The 21,086-nt window shown below is 37.8% G+C and carries 21 protein-coding genes; 16 read left to right on the top strand and 5 right to left on the bottom strand.

Going from position 1 to position 21,086, the window contains the following annotated elements; genetic code table 11:
• Positions 1-64 precede the first annotated feature (64 nt).
• Together G3341_RS17255 and G3341_RS17250 are read right to left on the bottom strand one after the other, a co-directional pair.
• Positions 65-970, bottom strand: a complete 906-nt coding sequence (locus G3341_RS17255; RefSeq protein WP_154622747.1) for a LysR family transcriptional regulator — start codon at positions 968-970, stop codon at positions 65-67.
• A gap of 97 nt (positions 971-1,067) precedes the next feature.
• Positions 1,068-2,048 carry a nitrilase family protein gene (locus G3341_RS17250; protein WP_154622748.1) on the bottom strand — a complete coding sequence of 327 codons (981 nt, stop codon included), beginning with the start codon at positions 2,046-2,048 and terminating at the stop codon, positions 1,068-1,070.
• Positions 2,049-3,297: 1,249 nt separating this feature from the next.
• Here G3341_RS17250 and G3341_RS17245 point away from each other — a divergent pair.
• The 6 genes from G3341_RS17245 to G3341_RS17220 all read left to right on the top strand — a co-directional run bounded on the left by G3341_RS17245 (position 3,298) and on the right by G3341_RS17220 (position 9,265).
• Positions 3,298-3,606: a helix-turn-helix domain-containing protein gene (locus G3341_RS17245; protein WP_154622062.1), complete on the top strand. Its 309-nt coding sequence runs from the start codon at positions 3,298-3,300 to the stop codon at positions 3,604-3,606.
• A gap of 116 nt (positions 3,607-3,722) precedes the next feature.
• Positions 3,723-4,283, top strand: a complete 561-nt coding sequence (locus tag G3341_RS17240; RefSeq protein WP_163863100.1) for a fimbrial protein — start codon at positions 3,723-3,725, stop codon at positions 4,281-4,283.
• A gap of 204 nt (positions 4,284-4,487) precedes the next feature.
• Entirely contained in the window at positions 4,488-6,983 is a 2,496-nt protein-coding gene (locus G3341_RS17235) for a fimbria/pilus outer membrane usher protein (RefSeq protein WP_208852753.1), read from the top strand.
• A gap of 11 nt (positions 6,984-6,994) precedes the next feature.
• On the top strand, positions 6,995-7,723 hold the full coding sequence (locus tag G3341_RS17230; protein ID WP_154622064.1) for a fimbrial biogenesis chaperone: 729 nt from the start codon (positions 6,995-6,997) through the stop codon (positions 7,721-7,723).
• Positions 7,724-7,732: 9 nt separating this feature from the next.
• Complete coding sequence (locus G3341_RS17225) at positions 7,733-8,284, top strand: fimbrial protein (protein WP_154622065.1); 552 nt, start codon at positions 7,733-7,735, stop codon at positions 8,282-8,284.
• A gap of 15 nt (positions 8,285-8,299) precedes the next feature.
• The gene (locus G3341_RS17220) at positions 8,300-9,265 is read left to right on the top strand and encodes a fimbrial protein (protein ID WP_154622066.1); all 966 of its coding nucleotides are present in this window, start codon (positions 8,300-8,302) and stop codon (positions 9,263-9,265) included.
• Positions 9,266-9,417: 152 nt separating this feature from the next.
• On the opposite strand, the gene G3341_RS17215 is transcribed toward G3341_RS17220, so the two are convergent.
• Positions 9,418-11,064 (bottom strand): fumarate hydratase, encoded by a 1,647-nt coding sequence (locus G3341_RS17215; protein ID WP_163863098.1) that lies wholly within the window; start codon positions 11,062-11,064, stop codon positions 9,418-9,420.
• Positions 11,065-11,855: 791 nt separating this feature from the next.
• Between G3341_RS17215 and potA the strand changes: the two genes are divergently transcribed.
• The 4 genes from potA to potD all read left to right on the top strand — a co-directional run bounded on the left by potA (position 11,856) and on the right by potD (position 15,853).
• A complete protein-coding gene (potA, locus tag G3341_RS17210; RefSeq protein ID WP_154622068.1) occupies positions 11,856-12,965 on the top strand; it encodes a spermidine/putrescine ABC transporter ATP-binding protein PotA in 1,110 nt (369 codons plus the stop codon).
• A complete protein-coding gene (potB, locus tag G3341_RS17205; protein ID WP_163863096.1) occupies positions 12,952-13,815 on the top strand; it encodes a spermidine/putrescine ABC transporter permease PotB in 864 nt (287 codons plus the stop codon). Before potA ends, potB begins: the two co-directional genes overlap by 14 nt.
• Positions 13,812-14,594 (top strand): spermidine/putrescine ABC transporter permease PotC, encoded by a 783-nt coding sequence (gene potC / locus G3341_RS17200; protein ID WP_154622070.1) that lies wholly within the window; start codon positions 13,812-13,814, stop codon positions 14,592-14,594. Before potB ends, potC begins: the two co-directional genes overlap by 4 nt.
• A gap of 209 nt (positions 14,595-14,803) precedes the next feature.
• A complete protein-coding gene (gene potD / locus G3341_RS17195) occupies positions 14,804-15,853 on the top strand; it encodes a spermidine/putrescine ABC transporter substrate-binding protein PotD (protein ID WP_154622071.1) in 1,050 nt (349 codons plus the stop codon).
• A 54-nt stretch (positions 15,854-15,907) separates the two neighbouring features.
• On the opposite strand, the gene G3341_RS17190 is transcribed toward potD, so the two are convergent.
• The gene (locus G3341_RS17190) at positions 15,908-16,465 is read right to left on the bottom strand and encodes an NADPH-dependent FMN reductase (protein WP_154622072.1); all 558 of its coding nucleotides are present in this window, start codon (positions 16,463-16,465) and stop codon (positions 15,908-15,910) included.
• A 339-nt stretch (positions 16,466-16,804) separates the two neighbouring features.
• Here G3341_RS17190 and G3341_RS17185 point away from each other — a divergent pair, with 339 nt between their 5' ends.
• From G3341_RS17185 to G3341_RS20770, 3 genes are all read left to right on the top strand, one after another.
• Positions 16,805-17,140: a tRNA-binding protein gene (locus tag G3341_RS17185; RefSeq protein ID WP_154622073.1), complete on the top strand. Its 336-nt coding sequence runs from the start codon at positions 16,805-16,807 to the stop codon at positions 17,138-17,140.
• A 69-nt stretch (positions 17,141-17,209) separates the two neighbouring features.
• On the top strand, positions 17,210-17,596 hold the full coding sequence (locus G3341_RS20775; RefSeq protein WP_244316448.1) for a cupin domain-containing protein: 387 nt from the start codon (positions 17,210-17,212) through the stop codon (positions 17,594-17,596).
• Between the two features lie 78 nt (positions 17,597-17,674).
• Complete coding sequence (locus tag G3341_RS20770) at positions 17,675-17,899, top strand: helix-turn-helix transcriptional regulator (protein ID WP_244316447.1); 225 nt, start codon at positions 17,675-17,677, stop codon at positions 17,897-17,899.
• A gap of 5 nt (positions 17,900-17,904) precedes the next feature.
• On the opposite strand, the gene G3341_RS17175 is transcribed toward G3341_RS20770, so the two are convergent.
• Positions 17,905-18,273 (bottom strand): DUF1992 domain-containing protein, encoded by a 369-nt coding sequence (locus G3341_RS17175; RefSeq protein WP_154622075.1) that lies wholly within the window; start codon positions 18,271-18,273, stop codon positions 17,905-17,907.
• A 1,007-nt stretch (positions 18,274-19,280) separates the two neighbouring features.
• Here G3341_RS17175 and G3341_RS17170 point away from each other — a divergent pair.
• From G3341_RS17170 to G3341_RS17160, 3 genes are all read left to right on the top strand, one after another.
• Positions 19,281-19,685, top strand: a complete 405-nt coding sequence (locus G3341_RS17170) for a helix-turn-helix domain-containing protein (protein WP_154635616.1) — start codon at positions 19,281-19,283, stop codon at positions 19,683-19,685.
• A 193-nt stretch (positions 19,686-19,878) separates the two neighbouring features.
• Positions 19,879-20,415 carry a fimbrial protein gene (locus G3341_RS17165; RefSeq protein WP_154623607.1) on the top strand — a complete coding sequence of 179 codons (537 nt, stop codon included), beginning with the start codon at positions 19,879-19,881 and terminating at the stop codon, positions 20,413-20,415.
• 69 nt (positions 20,416-20,484) lie between these two features.
• Positions 20,485-21,021 (top strand): fimbrial protein, encoded by a 537-nt coding sequence (locus G3341_RS17160; RefSeq protein WP_154623606.1) that lies wholly within the window; start codon positions 20,485-20,487, stop codon positions 21,019-21,021.
• The last annotated feature ends 65 nt before the right edge of the window (positions 21,022-21,086 follow it).

Genomic DNA, 21,086 nt, shown 5'->3' with positions numbered 1-21,086 from the left:
TAAATAAATTATTAGGATTATAGATATCAGAATTTCTACTCATTATATATAGGATTAAAGAGCGTTATTTGGGATTGGCATGGCGATTAAAATGATGCAGTGTTTCTTTTAGCAATGCCCTGATTATATCTTGCCAAGAGGCAGGTAAGGATGATGACCAGACGACATCGATATCCCAAGTGGCTGACGCAATGTTTTCAATGGGGATGAAAGTCACATCGTGACGACTAATATGTCTAGCGCTATAGGGAACTAAGCTGACGCCAGCACCCGCGCCAACGAGAGCAATGATTGTTTGAATATCACTCGCTTCTTGGGCTGGAATCAATGATATTTTTTGTTGTTCTAAAAACTGTTCAATTTGCTGAGAAAGCCCGCTGCCTCGTTCCTTCCTAAGTGATAAATAAGGATGGGTCATTAAGAGTTGTTTAATCGATTGATGAGTTAATTGGGATGTGGAAATGGCCAGTGACAGTGTTTCTTTTTTTAACGGATAAACCGCAAAATGTGTAGAGAATGGGGTTTCAGGACGACGCAAAAAAGCAACTTGTAATTGATGGTTGGCTAATTTTTGCGACATGATATTTGACGGCATATCATCAAAGTAAATGGTGGTTTTTGGTAAATGTTCCCGTAAGCGAGCCACGAAAAATGAAGCCTCTTGGAAGACGGAAATACCAAACCCAACATAGATAGATTTAGGAAATTGAGAACTTAATTCAGAAGCTCGATTTAAAAGTTGATTCGTTTGAGACAGCACTTGCTGAGCGAAAGGAAGCAGTTTGTGACCATTTTCCGTTAATTGTGCACCGTGACGACCACGTTCGAATAACGTTATAGCAAGTTGCCGTTCTAATTGTTTAATCTGTTTGGTCAATGCTGGCTGAGTGACATACAGTTGTGATGCTGCCGTATGGTAGTTCGCTGTTTCGGCTAAAACAACAAAAGCACGTAATAATCGAGTATCCATTACGCCTCATCGGTAAATTTATCAGTTATGTTGGCTTGTAGAGACAATATATTATGTCTCTACAAGTATATTATTCATTAAAAAAGATGCGCCACTGTTATTTTGAAATTGCGACTGGCTTATCAGCAAATCTTACGCTGCGTGCATCTCGTTCATAACCCATTGTTTTAGTAAGGATGCCATACAGTTCAGGGCGTCGACCTGACATCCAGCGGCGGCCTGTCGACATAGGAAGTAAACTTAAATCCAGTTCGGCGATAACCATATCATTTTCAATTGCATCACTTTCTTTAATAATACGTCCATAAGGGTCTATGATCATGGCATTACCAGTGCGTATCTCATCATCATCTAGCCCAACACCGTTACTGAAAACATAAAAGACACCATTATCATGCGCACGAGCTGGTAGCCAACGCATTAACCAGCCGCGTCCATGTTCACCTTGGAAAGCATCTCGTAAGGCTTCTGGGGCTATCTCTCTATTTTCCCATAAAGACAGTGGGATTGGTTTCATACTATATGGACTGCGGGAATTGGTACCTCCCGTTTGATGAGGCGCTAAAATAATATCTGCGCCCAATAATGCAGTCGCACGCGGGTTTTCGACTAAATTATTATCCCAACAAATGAGGATACCTGCTTTTACCCCCCATGGCGTATCAAACACGGTATAGCTATCACCCGAGTGGATGCTAGGGTGCTCAAAAGCATGGAGTTTGCGATGAGCATGATATGTGCCATCGGGCATACAAGCGACCCAAGTATTATAACACTTATCATCTAACCCTTTTTCAATCAGCCCTACGCCAATAATCATATTGAGCTCTTTCGCTCTTTGGCGGATTGGGGTTAATGAAGGGCTATCATGTAGCGTTTCACTGAGTTGATAAACCTCTTCACTAGGCAATTTAGGTACGTGCCAATAACCGGTAATGCACATTTCAGGTAACACGAGTATTTGTACGTTCTGTGATGCGGCTTGATCGATAAAGGCATGGATCTGCTTTAGGTTATCGTTTTTGTCAGAAGCTTTATGTTGAAATTGTACAGTGGCTACTCGAATGGGTGTCGACATAGTGTATCTCCTCTCTTACGGTAAAGAGATAACACCACATAATTGCACAGAGATATAATGAGATATTATCCTTTTTGATAACCAATCGTTATCGATCTAAATCAGATAATCACTTTGCCTCTGATGAGGGCTAGTCAATAAAGGCATAATATTATGTTTCTCCAATACTAGACTGAAATGAACAGATCACGCTAAAAAACAAAAAAACGTATTGATAACCCAAATTAATCTTTGATCAATCATTCAAAAATGCTGGTTATGTTAATAACATGTTACCTTTCATATAAACATTAAATAAGCTTATTAAATGTATGCATATTCTCCCGATTAAATTTTGAGTTTTGGGGCATACTCTCTTATGAGATTTGTCCTAGTTTTTGATTTTTATAGGTCTATTTTTGATTGTTTCAAAGTGATTCCTCTGTTTTTAGCCTATTCGCCACTCTCATTTGAAATATTTACTATCATTTGGTTACATTTTGTAAAGAATGTAATTCATTGAATGTAAAGAGTTATTTCTATTCATAAAAAGACTGATTATGAGTGCTAGCCATTGATTAATCTAATTTATGATAAATTTCCATCTTTAAAACTAGTTAGACCCTATTTAACTGCGTAAAACTAAGGAAAAATTAAGATTAGCGTGATTTATCATATTCTGTACTCTTTAACCGAGTATGACTTTGGTGCTAAATTCATGCTTGATAAAAGCAGATAAAATAAATAAACCACTGTCAGTGGTAAAATAGTTAGAATATAAAAAATGAGACTTAAATGAATTTATTTGGCTATATTTTATATTTCCTCTTATATATCAACGATGAAATACCATATTAAATATAGTTGGTGTTATTTTTTATTTATAATGATCCTAGCTTCTATTTATATAGTTATACAACCAATAGTAGTAAAATGAATTAATGATAAATATCAAAACGTTAAGGTTGTTTCTTTATTTTTTTTAAAAAAAGGTCGACCAAAATGTTATAAGAATATTTACTTTAAGTGGCCTGTATTTTTTAATAGATATTCTTGATAGGTTTCGTCTAATTTTATTAATCGTATCGATCGTTATAAACAGTTTTACTTTCAAAGTGTCAAATCTATAATTAAGTCAAATTCATATATTGCATATTTAACTACTTTTTCTTAATGTGAATTACTTAAATAATAATAATAATTAAAAAATATTGTTTATGACGTTATCTTTTTCACTACGATAATTTTAAATGAGATCGGGTCTTAATAAATGAAAAATGTAAACCAGATCGTTGGTAAAGAAATCCGCAAAAGAAGAAAGAGTTTAGGCCTTTCTGGCATTGAACTTGCGGATCTTGTTGGCGTGAGTCAGCAACAAATTTCACGTTATGAAAGAGGTGAATGCAATATTACATTGGATAATCTACTTAATTTAGCAAAAGCGCTTGAAACAGATTTAATATGCTTTTTACATGATGATATTTTTTCGATAGAAAGTTGTGTGGAGCTAAAAAAAGAACTAAAAAAAGAACAAAAAAACAGAATTATAAAACATAGAATGGCTAATCATTACTTATAGCCTTTACATTATTATTCAGTTGTCTCTCTAAACTATAACAGAATTAATCTCTACCTAATGATCAATATCGTTAGGGAGTTTGTACGTCAGTCGTCTTTCTTAAATAGGAAAATAATATGAAATTATCTAAAATTGCTTTAGCTACCATTATTGCGGCATCATTCACTACAGGTATTGCAAATGCAGCTGTTGACCAAGGTAGTGGTGTTATTAACTTTAAAGGTAAAGTTATTAATGCTCCATGTACTCTGCCTGGTGACGGTACTGTTAACGTCGACTTAGGTCAAGTTGCAAATAAAGTTTTAGAAACAGGTAACAAATACAGCCAAAATGTTCAATATACTATTGCATTAGAAAACTGTGATTTGGGTGAAGTTAAAGGCGAAAATGGAGAAGCGTCATTCCCAGCGGTAAGCAAAGTTAAAGTGACTTTCTCAGGTACGCCTGACTCAACGAAAACTGAACTGTTAGCAAACACGGGTACTTCTAAAGGTGTTGGTGTTCGTCTGTTGAACGCTAATGGTGCAGTGATGAAACTAGGTGATACTAGTATTGAAATTCCACTGGTTGAAGGTCCAAACAAACTGACTTTCAGCGCACGTGTTGAAGCGAACGGTAGTAAAGTAGAAACAGGTAGTATCATTTCTCAAGCAACTTACGCTTTAAACTACCTATAATTTAACTCGCTATATTTCAAGTTATCTCATTATTGATGTGTATATCGCTACTTGAGTATATCGTTATTTATATTTCTACAGGTAGTTTTCATTACCATCTAAATGAAACTAGAACTATTTGAGTATATGTAAGTAACAGGTCTTTTTTTGCCTGTTACTTACCTTTCTTGGTTTGATTTGTTTACCTATATGACAGGGATTATCATGTCTTTATTGCCTCAATTCAAAGTAAATAAATTATTATTCTCCATTGTTTTAGCACTTTCCGTCTCAAGCGTGGCTAAAGCAGTCGAGTTTAATATGAATATTATTGATGCAAAAGACAGAGATAATATCGATCTCACTCAATTCTCAAATCCAGACTTTATACCTGCGGGAGAATATTTAACAGATATTACCCTTAATGGTCGTAAACTCTCTGGACAATATTTAATTAAATTCACTGAAGTTGATAAAGATACTTCAGCACTCTGTATTACGCCTAAAATGATTCAGCTTTTTTCATTGAAAAAGAAAGTCAGCGATGAAATTTTACAGCATGAAAATAATCAGTGTGTTGAATTACCTAAATCAATGGATATTAATTATCATTTTGATAAAGCTAACCAAAATATTTTATTTTCAATACCACAAGCATGGCTGGAATATGATGACCCTTATTGGGTTCCACCATCACAATGGGAAAATGGAATTACTGGTGCATTTATTGATTACAATCTTTTTGCCAATTATTCAGCACCTAAAAATAATAGTGAAACCTTTAGCGCTAGCAGTAACGGAACCGCGGGGGTGAATTTGGGGGCATGGCGTTTTCGTGCAGATTATCAATACCAATATAACCGTTCACAAGGTAAAACCAATGAACGGTTCGATTGGACACAGATTTATGCATTTAGAGCTTTCCCCGAATTAGGCGCTAAAATTTTATTGGGTGAGTCATACCTAAAAACGGATATATTCGATAGTTTCCGTTTTATTGGTGTATCACTCTTTAGTGATACTCGTATGCTACCGCCTTCGATGCGTGGTTATGCTCCACAAATTACAGGGATCGCTCAAACGAACGCGACCGTCATTATTTCTCAAAATGGGCGGGTGATTAAGCAAACCCGTGTTGCACCAGGACCTTTTAATATTCAGGATATCACTGAGGCGGTGCAAGGTACCTTAGATGTTACGGTGGAAGAGGAAAATGGAACTAAAACCCAATACCAAGTAACAGCCGCATCATTACCATTTTTGACGCGACAAGGTCAGTTTTTATATAAATTCTCTGCTGGGGAGTCGAGCCCATTTGGACATTCACAGCGTGTTGAGCCTCGATTTATCTCTGGAGAAATGTCTTACGGCGTTTTAAGTAATACCTCATTATTTGGTGGTTTGATCGCAACAATCAGCAATAACGATTACCAAGCGTTTAACTTAGGTATTGGTCAAAATATGAATCAATTTGGTGCGATTTCTTTTGATATCACTCGCACATACGCAAGATTAGATCATTTTGGCACCTATTCAGGAAACAGTTACCGCTTAAATTACTCGAAACGTTTTGAATCAACGAATTCGCAAGTCACCTTTGCGGGTTATAAATTCTCGGAAAAAGAATTTTTGACCATGCCGCAATATATTGATGCAGCGAACGGCATACTTGATTTTAGGCGGGATAAAAACGTATATACCGCATCGTTTAACCAATACATTAGTCCGTTGGATGTCACGCTATATTTTAATGCGTCTCACCATCAATTTTGGAATAGCGAATCGACCACATCCTTTGGGATGAGTGTGAGCAAATTATTTAATATTGGTGATATAAGAAATATTTCTGCCACATTCTCACTGAATAAAATCAAATATCAGGAAACAGATGATAACCAAGCTTATTTATCGTTTTCAATTCCATTAGAAAGTGGTGCTTCTGTTAGCTATGACATGCAATATGCGAATGGAGGCAAAAGCTTAAATCAATCAGTCGCGTATTACAGTGAGAATATAAATAACAATTACTGGAGCTTACGTGCTGGCGGTGATAAGCGTGAACTTGGTCGCATGGAGCCGAGTATTAGTGGTACTTATCAATATTCTTCACCTTATGGTGTGCTGAATATGAATGGTACAGATAATGTCAATTCATACCGTGCATTGGGTGGAAGCTGGTATGGTTCGATGACAGCGACTAAATATGGCGCTGCATTGCACCGTAATGGCACAAATAATGAACCACGAGTCATGATTGATAGCGGTAATGTTGCGGGTATTTCTATCGATAACGGTCAATCAGTTACCAACCGATTTGGTATCGGTGTTGCCACAAATTTAAATAGTTTCTCTAACTCTGATGTGTATATCGATATGAACACGTTACCTGATGATGTTGATGTGAATGACAACATTATTGGTAAAACCTTAACTGAAGGTGCAATTGGTTATCAAACTATTAGCGCTAATCAAGGTAAACGTATTTTGGCGGTTGTTCGTTTAGAAAATGGGAAATTCCCGCCATTAGGAACCAGCGTGATTGAAATAAACACAGGTAGAGAAGTTGGCATTATCGGAGATAACGGCATCGTATATTTAACGGGTATTAATCCAGAAGAGCAATATAGCGTCAAATGGTCAGGCGGAAATGCGCAGTGCCAATTGAATTTCACGAGTTTCTCTGAAAAAGAACAAAGTAAAGTTTTGATTCCCTGCCTTTAAAGGAAAGTGTTATGAATAAATTGTATAAAGCCTCTGTTTGCTTTTCGCTCATATTTATAGGATTACAAACAGCGTCTGCGGCAATCAATATCGACCGTACAAGGATCATTTTCCCCGGTCAGGACAAATCTGTCAGCTTAGTTATTAATAACCAAAGCAAAACGATGCCTTATCTTGCACAGTCATGGATAGAAGATGATAAGGGGAATAAAGTCTCAGCACCTTTTACTGTGCTTCCGCCTATGCAGCGCGTTGAACCGAACGCTAAAAATCAGATAAAAGTCATTAAAACTGAGGGATTGGATAAATTACCCCAAGATAGAGAATCATTATTTTATTTGAATGTCCGTGAAATTCCACCAGTTGCGGATAAAGAAAACGTGGTGCAAATTGCGATTCAGAGCCGTTTGAAAATGTTTTATCGGCCATCACAGATTGAAAACAATAGCGATAAAGTGTGGGCGAAAGAGTTGAAGTATACCCATACAGGTAATCAATTGCTGATAGAAAATCCGACAAAATACTATGTGACTCTAGGTTATTTAAGTAGCCATTCCACGAGTAATTTTCCTGGTTTTGAAAGTGTCATGATAGCCCCGATGTCAAAGGAAACGGTAACCGTACCAGCGACGCCATTTAGTCAACTGTATACAGGGTATATGGATGATTACGGTGGTATGAAAATGCTGACTTACCAATGTGCTGCATCTATTTGTCAATTATCTAAAGAAAGTAAATAGGATCCGGCCATGAGAAATTGCTACGTATCAATATGTTTTTTTATTTCTTTGCTGCTAACAGGGAATGTTTATGCAGATAGCAGCATGATGAAAGGCGACCTGAATTTTACTGGGCGTGTTGTTTCATTGCCTTGCAAGATCAGCTTTTCATCGTTAGATCAAAATATTGATTTGGGACCAATTTCTCTTAATTTCTTTCATGAAATAGGGGATAGGAGTCCTCAGCAAGAAATTAAATTAAAATTTGATGATTGCATTTTCCCTTCGTTTAATCGCGATGATAGAGAACCCGTTGTTCGGATTATGTTTATTTCCGAACCCACAGAAAGTACGGATCGTAATTTATTTGGCGGTAAAACGATATTGAAAGGTTATGGGATTAGATTAATTGATAAAAATGGCAATACAGTGCCAAACGGAGAATATCGTAATTACTCGGTTTACTTTGATGATAACCAGCAAATTACTCTTTATTCAATGTTAGAAAGCTATCTTCCTCGAAAAGACTTAACTGTAGGTAATATCAAAACACAAATTACATTGAGCATTGCCTATCTCTAATAAGGTGTATAACTCATGATACACAGATTGATTAAATACAGCAGACTCCCTGTTTTTCTGCTATTGGCATTTTTTAGTACGAGAGTATTCGCTTTAGATTGTGTGGAATACGGAACCGGAGAAGTGATTAAACCGGCAGTACCTGTCGGTCAATTAGCGATCCCCTCGGATACACCAGCAAATACCGTGATCTGGCAATCAAACCCGATGACGGTTACCGTTTATTGTGACAATGTTATAGGCGATGCCGTTGACGTTGTTCATATGTATTTCAACCCAACCTCTCAAAAATTGGGAACAGGGTTGTTATTGGGCGCGAATTATAAAGGTATTCAGCTCGAAAGAAATCAACAGAGCGTAAGCTTAGGTACTAAACCTATCCGTAAAGGGCAGAGTGTCACTGTCACTGTGACATTTTCTCTGTATATTAAGGTAACTGGTGTGGTTCCCCCTTCAGGTAATTATACGGGCGATAACCAATTTACGGTTTTCCAATTTGATGGAAGTGGAGGCATTAACTTTACACCAGGAGCGAAAAACTTAAGGTATGCGATTTCAGGATTAAAAGGTATCCGTTTTTTGAAATGCGGGGCGGAGATTAAAGTTTATCCAGAATCTCAACAAATTGATTTTGGCCAATTGATGATAACCGACCTTAACCAAGGAAAAGAGTTTAAAAAGGAATTTCAACTACAAGCGGCAAAACGAGGGTGTTTAGATAATTTCTCAATGAATGTGAGCTTTGAAACAACGGATAATCTCAATGGTGATTATGCGATTGATTTAAAAAATGGTACTAACCTCACCATATTTGACGATCAAGGTGGTCGCGTAAAATTTAACTATTTCCAGTTTTTCGGTTCTCTACCTACAGGGAGCACCTCAATCACTCGTACTTATAACGCATCGGTCAAGAAAGTAAGTGCGGTGAAAACCGGACCATTTAATGCTTCAACGATCGTTAGGATAAACTATTACTAATCATGATTTTTAAGGAGAGTATTTGTCAGGGAATGACATTTTTTTAAACCGCTCAACATGCTGACGGTGACAGTAAATCGGCTATTGTTGTTAATGATATGGCCTTAAATAAAAAACGGCGACGATTGAATTTAGTCGCCGTTATTTTTTATTTATTTAACACAACGTTGGCAAGTTTGATTTTGTACTTGTTCGAAAAAATTATTGCCTTTATCGTCAACTAAAATAAAGGCAGGTAGTCCTTCAACCTCCATTTTCCAAACTGCCTCCATACCAAGCTCTGGATATTCAAGGCAACTTAAACTTTTGACGTATTCTTGCGCTAAGATGGCTGCTGAGCCACCAATACTGCCTAAATAAAAGCCACCGTGTTTTTTACATGCGTCAGTGACCGCTTGGGTTCGATTACCTTTTGCCAGCATGAGCATGCTGCCGCCATGAGATTGGAATAGATCAACATACGGATCCATACGGTTACCTGTCGTTGGGCCTAATGAGCCAGAAACTTTATCTTCGGGCTTTTTGGCTGGACCTGCGTAATAAACCATATGATCTTTAAAATATTGTGGTAGCTCTTCTCCATTATCTAGGCGTTCTTTAAGCTTCATATGTGCGATATCGCGCGCAATAATCAATGGACCGCTAAGGGAAACGCGAGTGGATACAGGATGTTTGCTTAATTCTGTCAATATCGCTTGCATTGGCTGGTTCAGGTCTATATGAACGACTTTAGCTTCATGATGTTGGCGTAAAGATTCGGGGATATATTGCGCAGGATTGTGTTCCATTTTTTCAATCCATAAGCCTTGTTTGTTGATTTTTGCTTTAATATTACGGTCAGAGGAACAGGAAATGGCTAAACCAATTGGGCAAGATCCTCCATGACGAGGTAAACGCACCACTCTGACATCATGCGCAAAATATTTACCACCAAATTGAGCACCAAAACCAAAATGGCGAGTTGCTTCAAGTAAGGTATTTTCGAGTTCGATATCTCTAAATGCTTGACCATATTGATTACCCGAGGTGGGTAAATTGTCATAATATTTTGTTGAAGCCAGTTTTGCGGCTTTTAATGTCGCTTCAGCAGAGGTTCCTCCAATCACAAAAGCGATATGGTATGGAGGGCATGCGGTGGTTCCTAATGCTTTCATTTTTTCGATCAGGAAAGCTTTTAGTTTATTCGGTTCTAAAATAGTCTTGGTTTCTTGGAATAGAGCCGATTTATTGGCAGAACCGGCGCCTTTATTCACAAACAAGAAGTAATATTCCTCTCCTTCAGTGGCAAAAATATCAATTTGAGCAGGCAAATTAGTGCCGGTATTGACCTCAGTATACATATCTAGCGCGGCATTTTGAGAAAAGCGAAGGTTCTCTTGTTTGAAGACATTATAAACACCACGAGATAAAGCTTCTGCATCATTACAATCAGTCCAAACTTGTTGGCCTTTTTTAGCAACAATGGTTGTGGTACCGGTATCTTGGCAGTTCGGTAAAATTCCTTTAGCGGAGATTTCGGCATTACGTAAAAGTTGTAACGCGACATACCTATCATTTTCACTTGACTCTGGATCAGATAATATCGCCGCTACTTGCCTTTGGTGCGCTGCTCTTAAGAAAAATTGAGAATCATAGACGGCGTGTTGAGCCAAAATGGTTAGCGCTTCCGGTTCAATTTTTAAGATCTCTTTACCTGCGAATGTCTCTACAGAAACGTATTTATCACTTAACTGATAATATTCAGTATTGTCTACAGATAAAGGATAAGGCGGTTGATAAAAAAATTCATTATTAGACATGTTATTTACTCACATATTTATCCAATGGAATCGTGTAATAGCCCCAATAAGGAGCTTCTGTTTATTCATAATTGAATGCTGTTTCTGCTAGCCTAAAAATGTAAGAGGAATGTGCTGCGGCTAAAAGAGATGCGATTATGAATAGCGGATGCCTATCTATTTATTTTTAATAAGATGATTGTATTCAGTTAGATGTGGTCAATAACATGACATTGATTAATATTATCGATATTACATTTCATTTAAGTGAAAAATTTGCGAGAGGTCACAGAATAAATAAAGCAGGATTTATTTTGAGCCTATGTTATTAGTGTTACTGACTATCTATTTTTGAAATTCAATTGCAAAAAATGTATTGATAATATGGTCGAGCAGAGCGATTTTTAACTTTTATGTATCCCTATTGTCTATTTTTTTCATAGAGTTGTATTAAACTTTAATCAGTATTCATGCTGTTTATGTTATGAATAATGAAAATCTAACTTAAGTTGCCTTTATGATTATCTTACAAAGGGTTGCCGATTCATGTTGCTATGGTTAAGTGGCTTATTTTTTTCGTAAAGACAATAATTTCATTGAGTTTTCATAACGAAAGGCAAACAAAATGCTGAAAATGGCTTTCAATTTGAGCAAACAGTGTTTATCATGCACCACTTAATGAAATTTAAATGGCGCTACTGGTTTTGGGCTTTGCTGGGGAAGATAAGAAGAGTCAATCTCCGATAAGCTTACACAGTCTTTAACGGTAGCGGTTCTATCTGCATTATTCATAGGGATAGAGTGTAGCATAAATGACTGAGACAACCTCTCTGACACCACTCGTCGAATTAAAAGCATTAAATAAAGCTTTTGATGGCAAACAAATTATTTCCGAGCTTGACTTAACCATCCAAAATGGTGAGTTTTTAACCATTTTAGGGCCTTCTGGCTGTGGCAAAACAACCGTTTTACGTTTAATTGCCGGCTTAGAAGATGTTGATGAAGGCAAAATCATCCTTGATGGCCAGGATATTACTGATATTCCAGCAGAACAGCGTTTTGTGAATACGGTATTTCAGAGCTATGCTTTGTTCCCACATATGACTGTTTTTGATAACGTCGCTTTTGGTCTACGTATGCAAAAAACACCCGCAGATGAGATCCAGAAACGTGTTGATCAAGCATTGCGTATGGTGCAATTAGAGGATTTCGCGCAACGTCGTCCAAACCAGCTGTCTGGCGGACAACAACAGCGAGTTGCTATTGCTCGGGCTGTCGTTAATCGCCCAAAAGTCCTCCTGCTGGATGAATCTTTATCTGCCCTAGATTATAAATTGCGTAAGCAAATGCAAAATGAGTTAAAAGCATTGCAACGTAAGCTGGGGATAACGTTTATTTTCGTCACGCATGATCAAGAAGAAGCACTTGCGATGTCTGACCGTATTATCGTGATGCGTGAAGGCAAAATAGAGCAGGATGGCTCACCACGAGAAATATATGAAGAGCCTAAAAATCTCTTTGTTGCTCAATTTATTGGTGAAATCAACATTTTTGATGCGAAAGTGCTATATCGCATTGATGAACAACGTATTCGCGCCAATGTTGAGGGCCATGAATGTGATATCTTTACCGCTCTTCCTGTTAAAGAAGGGCAATCTGTTCATGTCTTATTACGCCCAGAAGATTTGCGCGTAGAAGAGGTGAATGATGCAGAAAATCATCCTGGTTTAATTGGCTATGTTCGTGAGCGCAATTATAAAGGGATGACGCTAGATTCTGTGGTAGAGATGGAAGATGGCAAAATTATCATGGTCAGCGAATTCTTTAATGAGGATGATCCAGACGTAGACCACTCCTTAAACCAAAAAGTTGCTGTAACTTGGGTTGAAAGCTGGGAGGTGGTACTGGATGATCCGGCGTAAACATAAGATCTTACAAAACGTTATCATTACAGGCGTGGTAGCTTGGTTACTGCTATTTGTCTTTTTACCAAACATCATGATCATTGGTACTAGCTTTTTGACGCGCAGTGATACTAACCTTGTCGATCTGATCTTTACATGGGATAACTATCTCCGTTTATCGGATCCCATGTATGCGGAAGTGATGCTTCATTCACTGAATATGGCATTGGTCGCCACGTTTTTTTGTTTAATTATTGGCTATCCATTCGCTTTTATTCTGGCAAAGTTACCAAAACGTCTGCAACCTTTAATGCTTTTTCTGCTGATCGTACCTTTTTGGACTAATTCTCTAATCCGTATTTATGGATTAAAAGTTTTTTTGAGTACCAAAGGGTATTTAAATGATTTTTTGTTGTGGATAGGCATTATCGATAAACCGATACGCTTGATGTATACACCTGAAGCGGTTGTATTAGGCCTTATCTATATTCTATTGCCCTTCATGGTAATGCCGCTTTATTCCAGTATTGAAAAACTCGACAAATCTTATTTAGAAGCGGCGAGAGACCTTGGTGCGAATAAATTTCAGACCTTCATAAAGATCATTATTCCACTCACTATGCCCGGTATTATCGCGGGTTGTTTACTGGTGTTATTACCGGCGATGGGGCTGTTTTATGTTGCGGATTTAATGGGAGGAGCAAAAAATCTCTTAATAGGGAACGTTATTAAGAGTCAATTCCTGAATATCCGTGATTGGCCGTTTGGTGCGGCAACCAGCATCTTCTTGACTGTGATGATGGGACTGTTGCTGTATGTGTATTACCGAGCTGCTAAGCTTTTGAATAAAAAGGCGTATGAAGAATGATCGGTCGCACGTTACGAGGTGGCTTTATGGCCATCGTCTACGCTTATCTTTATATTCCAATTATCATTTTGATTGTTAATTCCTTCAATGAATCCCGTTTTGGAATTAATTGGCAGGGCTTTTCAACCAAATGGTATGAACTATTAATAAATAACGATAGCTTATTACAGGCGGCAGGGCATTCGTTGACGATGGCTGTTATTTCGGCGACATTTGCTACGATAATTGGCACATTAACAGCCGTTGCACTGTTTCGTTACCGTTTTAGAGGAAAACCGTTTGTCGGTGGCATGCTGTTTGTCGTCATGATGTCTCCTGATATCGTGATGGCAATTTCTCTGCTGGTATTATTTATGCTCTTAGGGGTTTCTCTCGGTTTTTGGTCGTTGCTATTTTCACATATTACATTCTGCCTACCTTTCGTTGTGGTGACCGTCTATGCCAGATTAAAGGACTTTGATGTGAAAATGTTGGAGGCAGCTAGGGACCTTGGGGCCGGGGAGTTTACAATTTTACGCAAGATTATCCTCCCGTTAGCATTACCCGCTGTTGTTGCTGGGTGGCTATTGAGCTTTACCTTATCTATGGATGATGTGGTCGTTTCATCATTTGTGACGGGGCCAAGCTATGAAATTTTACCGTTAAAGATTTACTCGATGGTGAAAGTCGGTGTTTCTCCTGAGGTTAATGCCTTGGCGACGGTATTGTTGTTAATGTCGCTAATTTTAGTTTGTTTGAGCCAATGGGTGATGCGGGATAAACTCGCAAAACAGCCATAATCATTATTTATGTTGTATACGCAGCGCTGCTACTGGGGTCAGTAGCTCGCATATTTCGATGCCATTTGGCGATGAGGGTGGGCTCTCTATGAGCCTATAAGATATATATACACAAGATAATTCAAGTTTCGATTGGTGTAATCCGGTGATAAAGGGTGACTTGAAATATGGCGAGTATAAAAAAACACTTTGTTGAGGGATGCTCAGTAATGAAAAAATGGTCCTATCTGCTGGCGGCTGGCTTAGTTGCTGCAAGTATTGGCGCAGCTACAGCTGCTGACGAAAATAAAGACGTACTGTATTTCTATAACTGGACAGAATATGTTCCCCCTGGTTTATTAGAGCAATTTACTAAAGAAACTGGGATCAAGGTGATTTATTCCACCTACGAATCAAATGAAAGCATGTACACCAAACTCAAGACCTATAAAGAAGGTGCTTATGATTTGGTCGTTCCTTCAACTTACTTTATTTCTAAAATGAGTAAAGAAGGCATGTTACAAAAAATTGATAAAAACAAACTCAGTAATTTTAATAATCTTGACCCGAATCTACTGCATAAAGAATTCGACCCACAAAATGATTACTCGATCCCTTATATTTGGGGGGCAACGGGTATTGGTATTAACGGCGATGCGGTTGACCCTAGCTCGGTGACTTCTTGGGCTGATTTTTGGAAACCCGAATATAAAAATAGCCTATTAATGATGGACGATGCGCGTGAGGTATTCCAAGTCGCATTGACGAAATTGGGGTATTCAGGTAACACCACAGACCCTAAACAAATTGAAGAAGCTTATAAAGAGCTGCAAAAATTACGTCCAAATATTTTAGCTTTCAACTCCGATAACCCTGCAACACCATTTATTGAAGGTGAAGTTGATGTTGGGATGCTGTGGAATGGTTCCGCCTTTGTGGCGCGTCAAGCCGGCTTACCAATAGACGTTGTTTGGCCAAAAGAGGGGGGAATTTTCTGGATGGACAGCTTAGCTATCCCTGCGAATGCGAAAAATCCAGAAGGGGCACATAAGTTGATCAACTTCCTCTTGCGCCCTGAAATTGCCGCACAGGTTGCGGAAACGATCGGTTATCCAACACCCAACCTAGAAGCGAAGAAGATGCTACCGCCAGAAATCGCTAATGATCCATCCCTGTATCCAAGTGAAGAGGTGTTGAAAAAAGGTGAATGGCAAAGTGATGTCGGTAATGCAAATATTGTGTATGAAGAGTATTTTCAGAAACTAAAAGCAGGTCGCTAATATATTAGCGATTTTTAATCAGGGCATCGCAACGGCGATGCCCTTTTCGTTTTATTATTTGCTGCTATTCTTAATGACAAATTGCGCATAAGCATCAGCCCACGCTTGAATAAACTCTTTACTCTTAGGGGCAAAATTTCCTTGTTCATCGACCATACCATCAAACCATTTCAAATAGCACTCAGGTTGGTTGAGCGTTGGCATATTCAAAAACGCAAGGCTATTACGCAAGTGCTGTTGAGCAATAGCAGTACTGATATTTCCAATCGATACCCCTAAAATACCCGCTGGTTTCCCATTCCATGAATTATCACCCCATGGGCGTGAGCCTTGGTCAATGGCATTTTTTAAAACACCGGGGATTGAACGGTTATATTCAGGGGTAACAAAAATAATGCCATCACATTGAGTAATTTGTGATTTGAAACCCGTGACAATGGCGGGAACATGTTGATCAGCATCTTGGTTATATAAAGGCAGTTGACTGATATCAATAAATTGAAATGAGAAATGCGCTGGGAATAGCTTGATGAGTGCATTGGCGACCAATTTATTGTATGAGTCTGTACGTAAACTTCCTACAACAACACCAATTTGATATTGATTCGACATAATACATCCTTTTCTTTTGTGATTAGATGTTCTGCTTATATATTCTAGCGCTTTATCGGCATATAAATCCAATTTAAGACATATAAACATTAGAGAGTCATAAAAACTGAGCTTTTAAGATTAGCTAGCCGTATTTGTAACGAATTGAATAACGAATATAAATAAGATTACGGTAAGGATATAGCGGCGATAAATGTCGATTTTCGGTATTCGTTATGCTTAGAGAGGAACGTTTTGCGATGACGGTTGCGCGACAAAGAATGCCTGTTTGGCGATAAAGTTCTACACAAGGTTTGTGATAGCCTAAAACTTATGTATGACTTAACTCAGGGAAAAAATATGCAACATATTGAATGGGACGATTTTACTCGTGTTGAAATGCGGGCTGGTACGATAATTAAAGCGGAAGTGAATAGCAAAGCCAAAAAACCTGCTTATGTTATGGACGTGGATTTAGGTGAATTAGGTATTAAGCGTTCGAGCGCACAAATTACTGTCAATTACACACCAGAAGAATTGGTTGGTAAGCGTGTATTGTGCGTATGTAACTTTGAGGTCAAGCGCATCGCAGGTATTAAATCTGAGGTTCTTATTACAGGTGCTCCTGACGAGACAGGCGCTATCGTTCTGGCTGAGTTCAATTTACCTCTGCCTAATGGTGCGAGACTTGCCTGACAGGCTAGCTGCAATTTAAATAATAAAAAGGCTATACTGCTACTATGCCCAGCAAGTAGGAGTTCGCCTTTGTTATTGCCTGAATTACATTACCGCCAATATTCCGAAGATGTTGTTTCTCATCAGCATGATGGGCAATGGCAAATTGTCTTTGCATTAGCTGGTGGAATGGAAATTAATATGCATCGACAACATTTTTTGTTGGGGGCAGGCAACGGGGTGATAATCGCTCCGGGTGTGAGCCATGCCTTTAGCGGACAAACAGGTAACCAAAACTATGTTTTGGAAATGCCAATCGCTTCACAATGGCGTGTTGATGAAAAAACGCCCTACTTTTCGTTAACTCCGGCGGCAATGGGATTATTAAATTGGTTACAAAATTTCCCCCAGCCGCCTGAGCAAAATACGGTTATCGCAAAATTACTACTCGCACAATTGAAACCACAATCTCAGTAGATTGATAGCATTACGCAATGGGTTGATGCGCGCTTACATCGGCCAATTAGTTGCCAAGATATGGCTAATGCATTCTGTATGTCAGTTAGTACATTACAGCGCAAAATTAAAGTAGAGACTCAGCTAACCGTGATGCAATTTGTATTACAACAGCGAATGGAAGCCGCATGCCGTTTATTGATGGGAACTCTTTCAATTGAGCAGGTTGCATTAGCGGTCGGCTATGACTCTCATTCGGCTTTTAGCCAAGCATTTCGCCAATTCTATGGTAAAACACCAATGGAATATCGCTTGGGGAGATGAGTGCATTACTTAGGCTTAAAGTGTTGGCGAATAGGCATTTCATATTCACCATGCAAAAAGTCAGTATTCACATTGGCTTGTTTAAGTTTCAGTTCTAACAAAGACAGTTGTTTGCTTAAAGGGAGATAGCTGGGATTATCAGGTTCTAAACCTTTCAACATATCGACCAAGGTTAGCGCATCTTTGCGATCTTGTAATTCGGGAGGTAGATAACCTGCATTTTTTAGTATGCGATAACTCGCCCGTAATTCAGGTGGGACTTGGCTATCATCATCCAGTAATAGCGGTTTACCTTCCCCTTGTAGATTGTTTAGTTCACCTTTGCTTAGGGCTTCTTGAATGTGGCGCTCAGCCCAATCATCAATAACAGACATAATGACTCATTAGGTTTTATATAATAAAAAGTGACTAGGGTATTAGACCGATAAAATCGATAAACGCTTAGCGGTTAATTCACTGAAAATCGGTATGCTTTCAGCATGAATCTTAGCAAGAACCGGCAAATACGTCATCAGTATTATAATCGTAACAACGATATCATTGCTATCTTCATTGTGACTTGATTATGTCTGGCTCCCCTCATTTTGAATCAATAAATAGTCGGAAATTAGGAAAAATATAAGGTGACATATGGCGTGTTTTGATTGATTTGAGGCCTAAAAAAAGAGGTTATTGGTTATTTATCGCAAGTAGCGCCATGTTTTGAACTAAAGCTCGCTGATTTATTATTTTTTACTCATATTTTAAAGGGGAAAAGAAGAAGAAGGAGAAAAAATATCATATCGCTTTACTCCTTTTATGAAAAAAATATCGTTCACTGAAGGCTAACTTTATTAAAAATAACCTCTATTGTGTGTATTAGGGGTATTTTGTGAAATTTAAGTGTGTTCATCGACTGTTTTCAGTATGAGTGGCGAATAGATAAGAAACGATATTATTAATATTATGATTTTTAAGTTAATTAATGAGGTTATTGTAAAAAAGAATATGAAACTTAGCGTGCTAGTCAGTATCACCTAATTGTGGGTTTTAGTTATCCATTTTGTTATTAATTATTTGATATTTTTTCAAGCTGTTAAAATTTATTACTTTAGGGATTAAAAATCATATTTTTAGTCTTTTTTTGATTTGTTTGTTATAAAATGCTGCCTCATTGACATGAATAACTTAACAATATTTTTTAAGTCGTTGTTTTATTATTGGCTTTATATATTTTCACTTACGCATAAATGGTGTTTTTTTTATTGCTAATAATAGGCTGCGTTGCATTTATGATGCTACTCCATGATAATTAATACACTTTTACAGCGTAACAATGGTTATGAATTGGAAATAGAAGAGTGAATTAATATTATGTTTTGATTTTTAGTGGAGTAACGGCATGCTTTTAAAAATAAATTCACGACCTTTAAGTGAAAGTGACAAAGTGGCAATAAAAAAAGAAATGGCTGTCATTATTGGTCGTGTATTGTTTAAACTTAGAAAGTCCTATGGCATATCAGGAAAGAAATTAGCGAAAGAAGTTGGTATGTCACAACAACAAATTTCACGATACGAAAATGGCATTAACTATATCACTGTGGATATGATTTTAGGTATATTATATTTCTTGGAAGTGCCTATTTTCGAATTCTTTAATATTGTGACGAAAGAAATTAAAAATAGTAATTATGAGCTATTTTTGATTTATGAGAAAGTATTAACGAATAATTATATAAGCTCTAATTTATTACATAAAGATGCTTTTTTTGATGTAATTAGTGATTCATCAGTTAAATACTATTAATTTTTAATTGTAGTTTTTATTCTTTTTGGGTTCCTTTTTTATTTTTAATCAAACTATTTTTATTTAGTTGTTCATTTTGTTTATTTGATTTTTTAATTAAATAAATGATTGGCATTTAAATCTGTAGTGGGAAATTTTATTTCCTTGTTAATCATCCGTATGTTTTACAATTAATAGGTTATAGGTTTTATTCATGAAAAATAAATCAATTGCAATAGCAACTTTTATGATGCTAGGTCTAGCATCTGCCGCAAATGCAGCAGACCAAGGACATGGAAAAGTCACATTTAAAGGGGCTATTATTGATGCGCCATGCTCTATCTCTCCAGACTCTATCGATCAAACTGTTGATCTGGGCCTCATTTCTAATATGGCATTAGTTGATGGTGGTAAATCTTCACCACGCGTATTTGACATTGCACTGGAAAACTGTGATATCACGAACCTCACTAAGGGGGTGCAATTGGTATTTACCGGCGCATCCGCAGCCTTCGATAATACCAATAAAACGCTCGGTATTGTTGGTACTGGTTCAGGTGCGGGCGTTCAAATTACGACGGGTAACGGGAATGTCATCACACTGGGTACCGCAACACCCTTCCAAAATATTCAAGAAGGTAATAATACCTTACGTTTCTCTGCATACCTAATGGGTAATGGTGGCGATATCTCTACCATTACTGCTGGTGATTTCAGCTCTGTTGCAGATTTCACGATGTCTTACGAATAATTCATATTGAGCCAGTAAACAAGGATGTTTTTGGCTCATCCCTAACTGAATTTTGAGTGAGAAATAAGAATGAATAATCCAATAGGCAGCGGTGTTTTTTCAATCGGTCTAGGAATATGTGCTTTGATTTTTGCTCCTTCAATAAGCGCATCAGGCTCAGTCAAGATGAATGGAAGCATAATTGAAACAGCTTGTGCTATTGATGTGGGAAGTCGTGACCAAACTGTTGATATGGGAAGCTTAGCGCTGACACAAATTCGTCGTGATGGGCAAGGACCAACACGCCCCTTTGTGATTCGATTAATGAATTGTGTTCTTGAACAACAAGATCCGAATAAACCGAATTGGCAATATTTTCGTATTACCTTTGATGGCCCTCATGAAAAAGGGTTATTTGGTGTGAGCGGGCAAGCCAAAGGTGTCGGTTTGCTAATTCAGCGTGATAACGATGGTGAAATCGTAATTCCAGGTCAAGGTATGTCTTCTAATCAACTCGTTGAGGGGAACCGAGAATTAATCTATCAATTGCGGTTAGTCGCTAATCATCGTCCGCTGAGTTCAGGACAATATTACAGTCAGTTGCGCTTTAAATTGGATTATGAATAACGAAGACGTAATGTCATCTGGGCTTTCAGGGAAGATGACTCAATTCAATCATGCAATGACATCAC

Origin of the sequence: Providencia vermicola (genome assembly GCF_010748935.1) — a bacterium.
GTDB lineage: Bacteria > Pseudomonadota > Gammaproteobacteria > Enterobacterales > Enterobacteriaceae > Providencia > Providencia zhejiangensis.
Note: the sequence above shows the minus strand (reverse complement) of the source record. Positions and strands in the feature narration are given on the sequence as shown.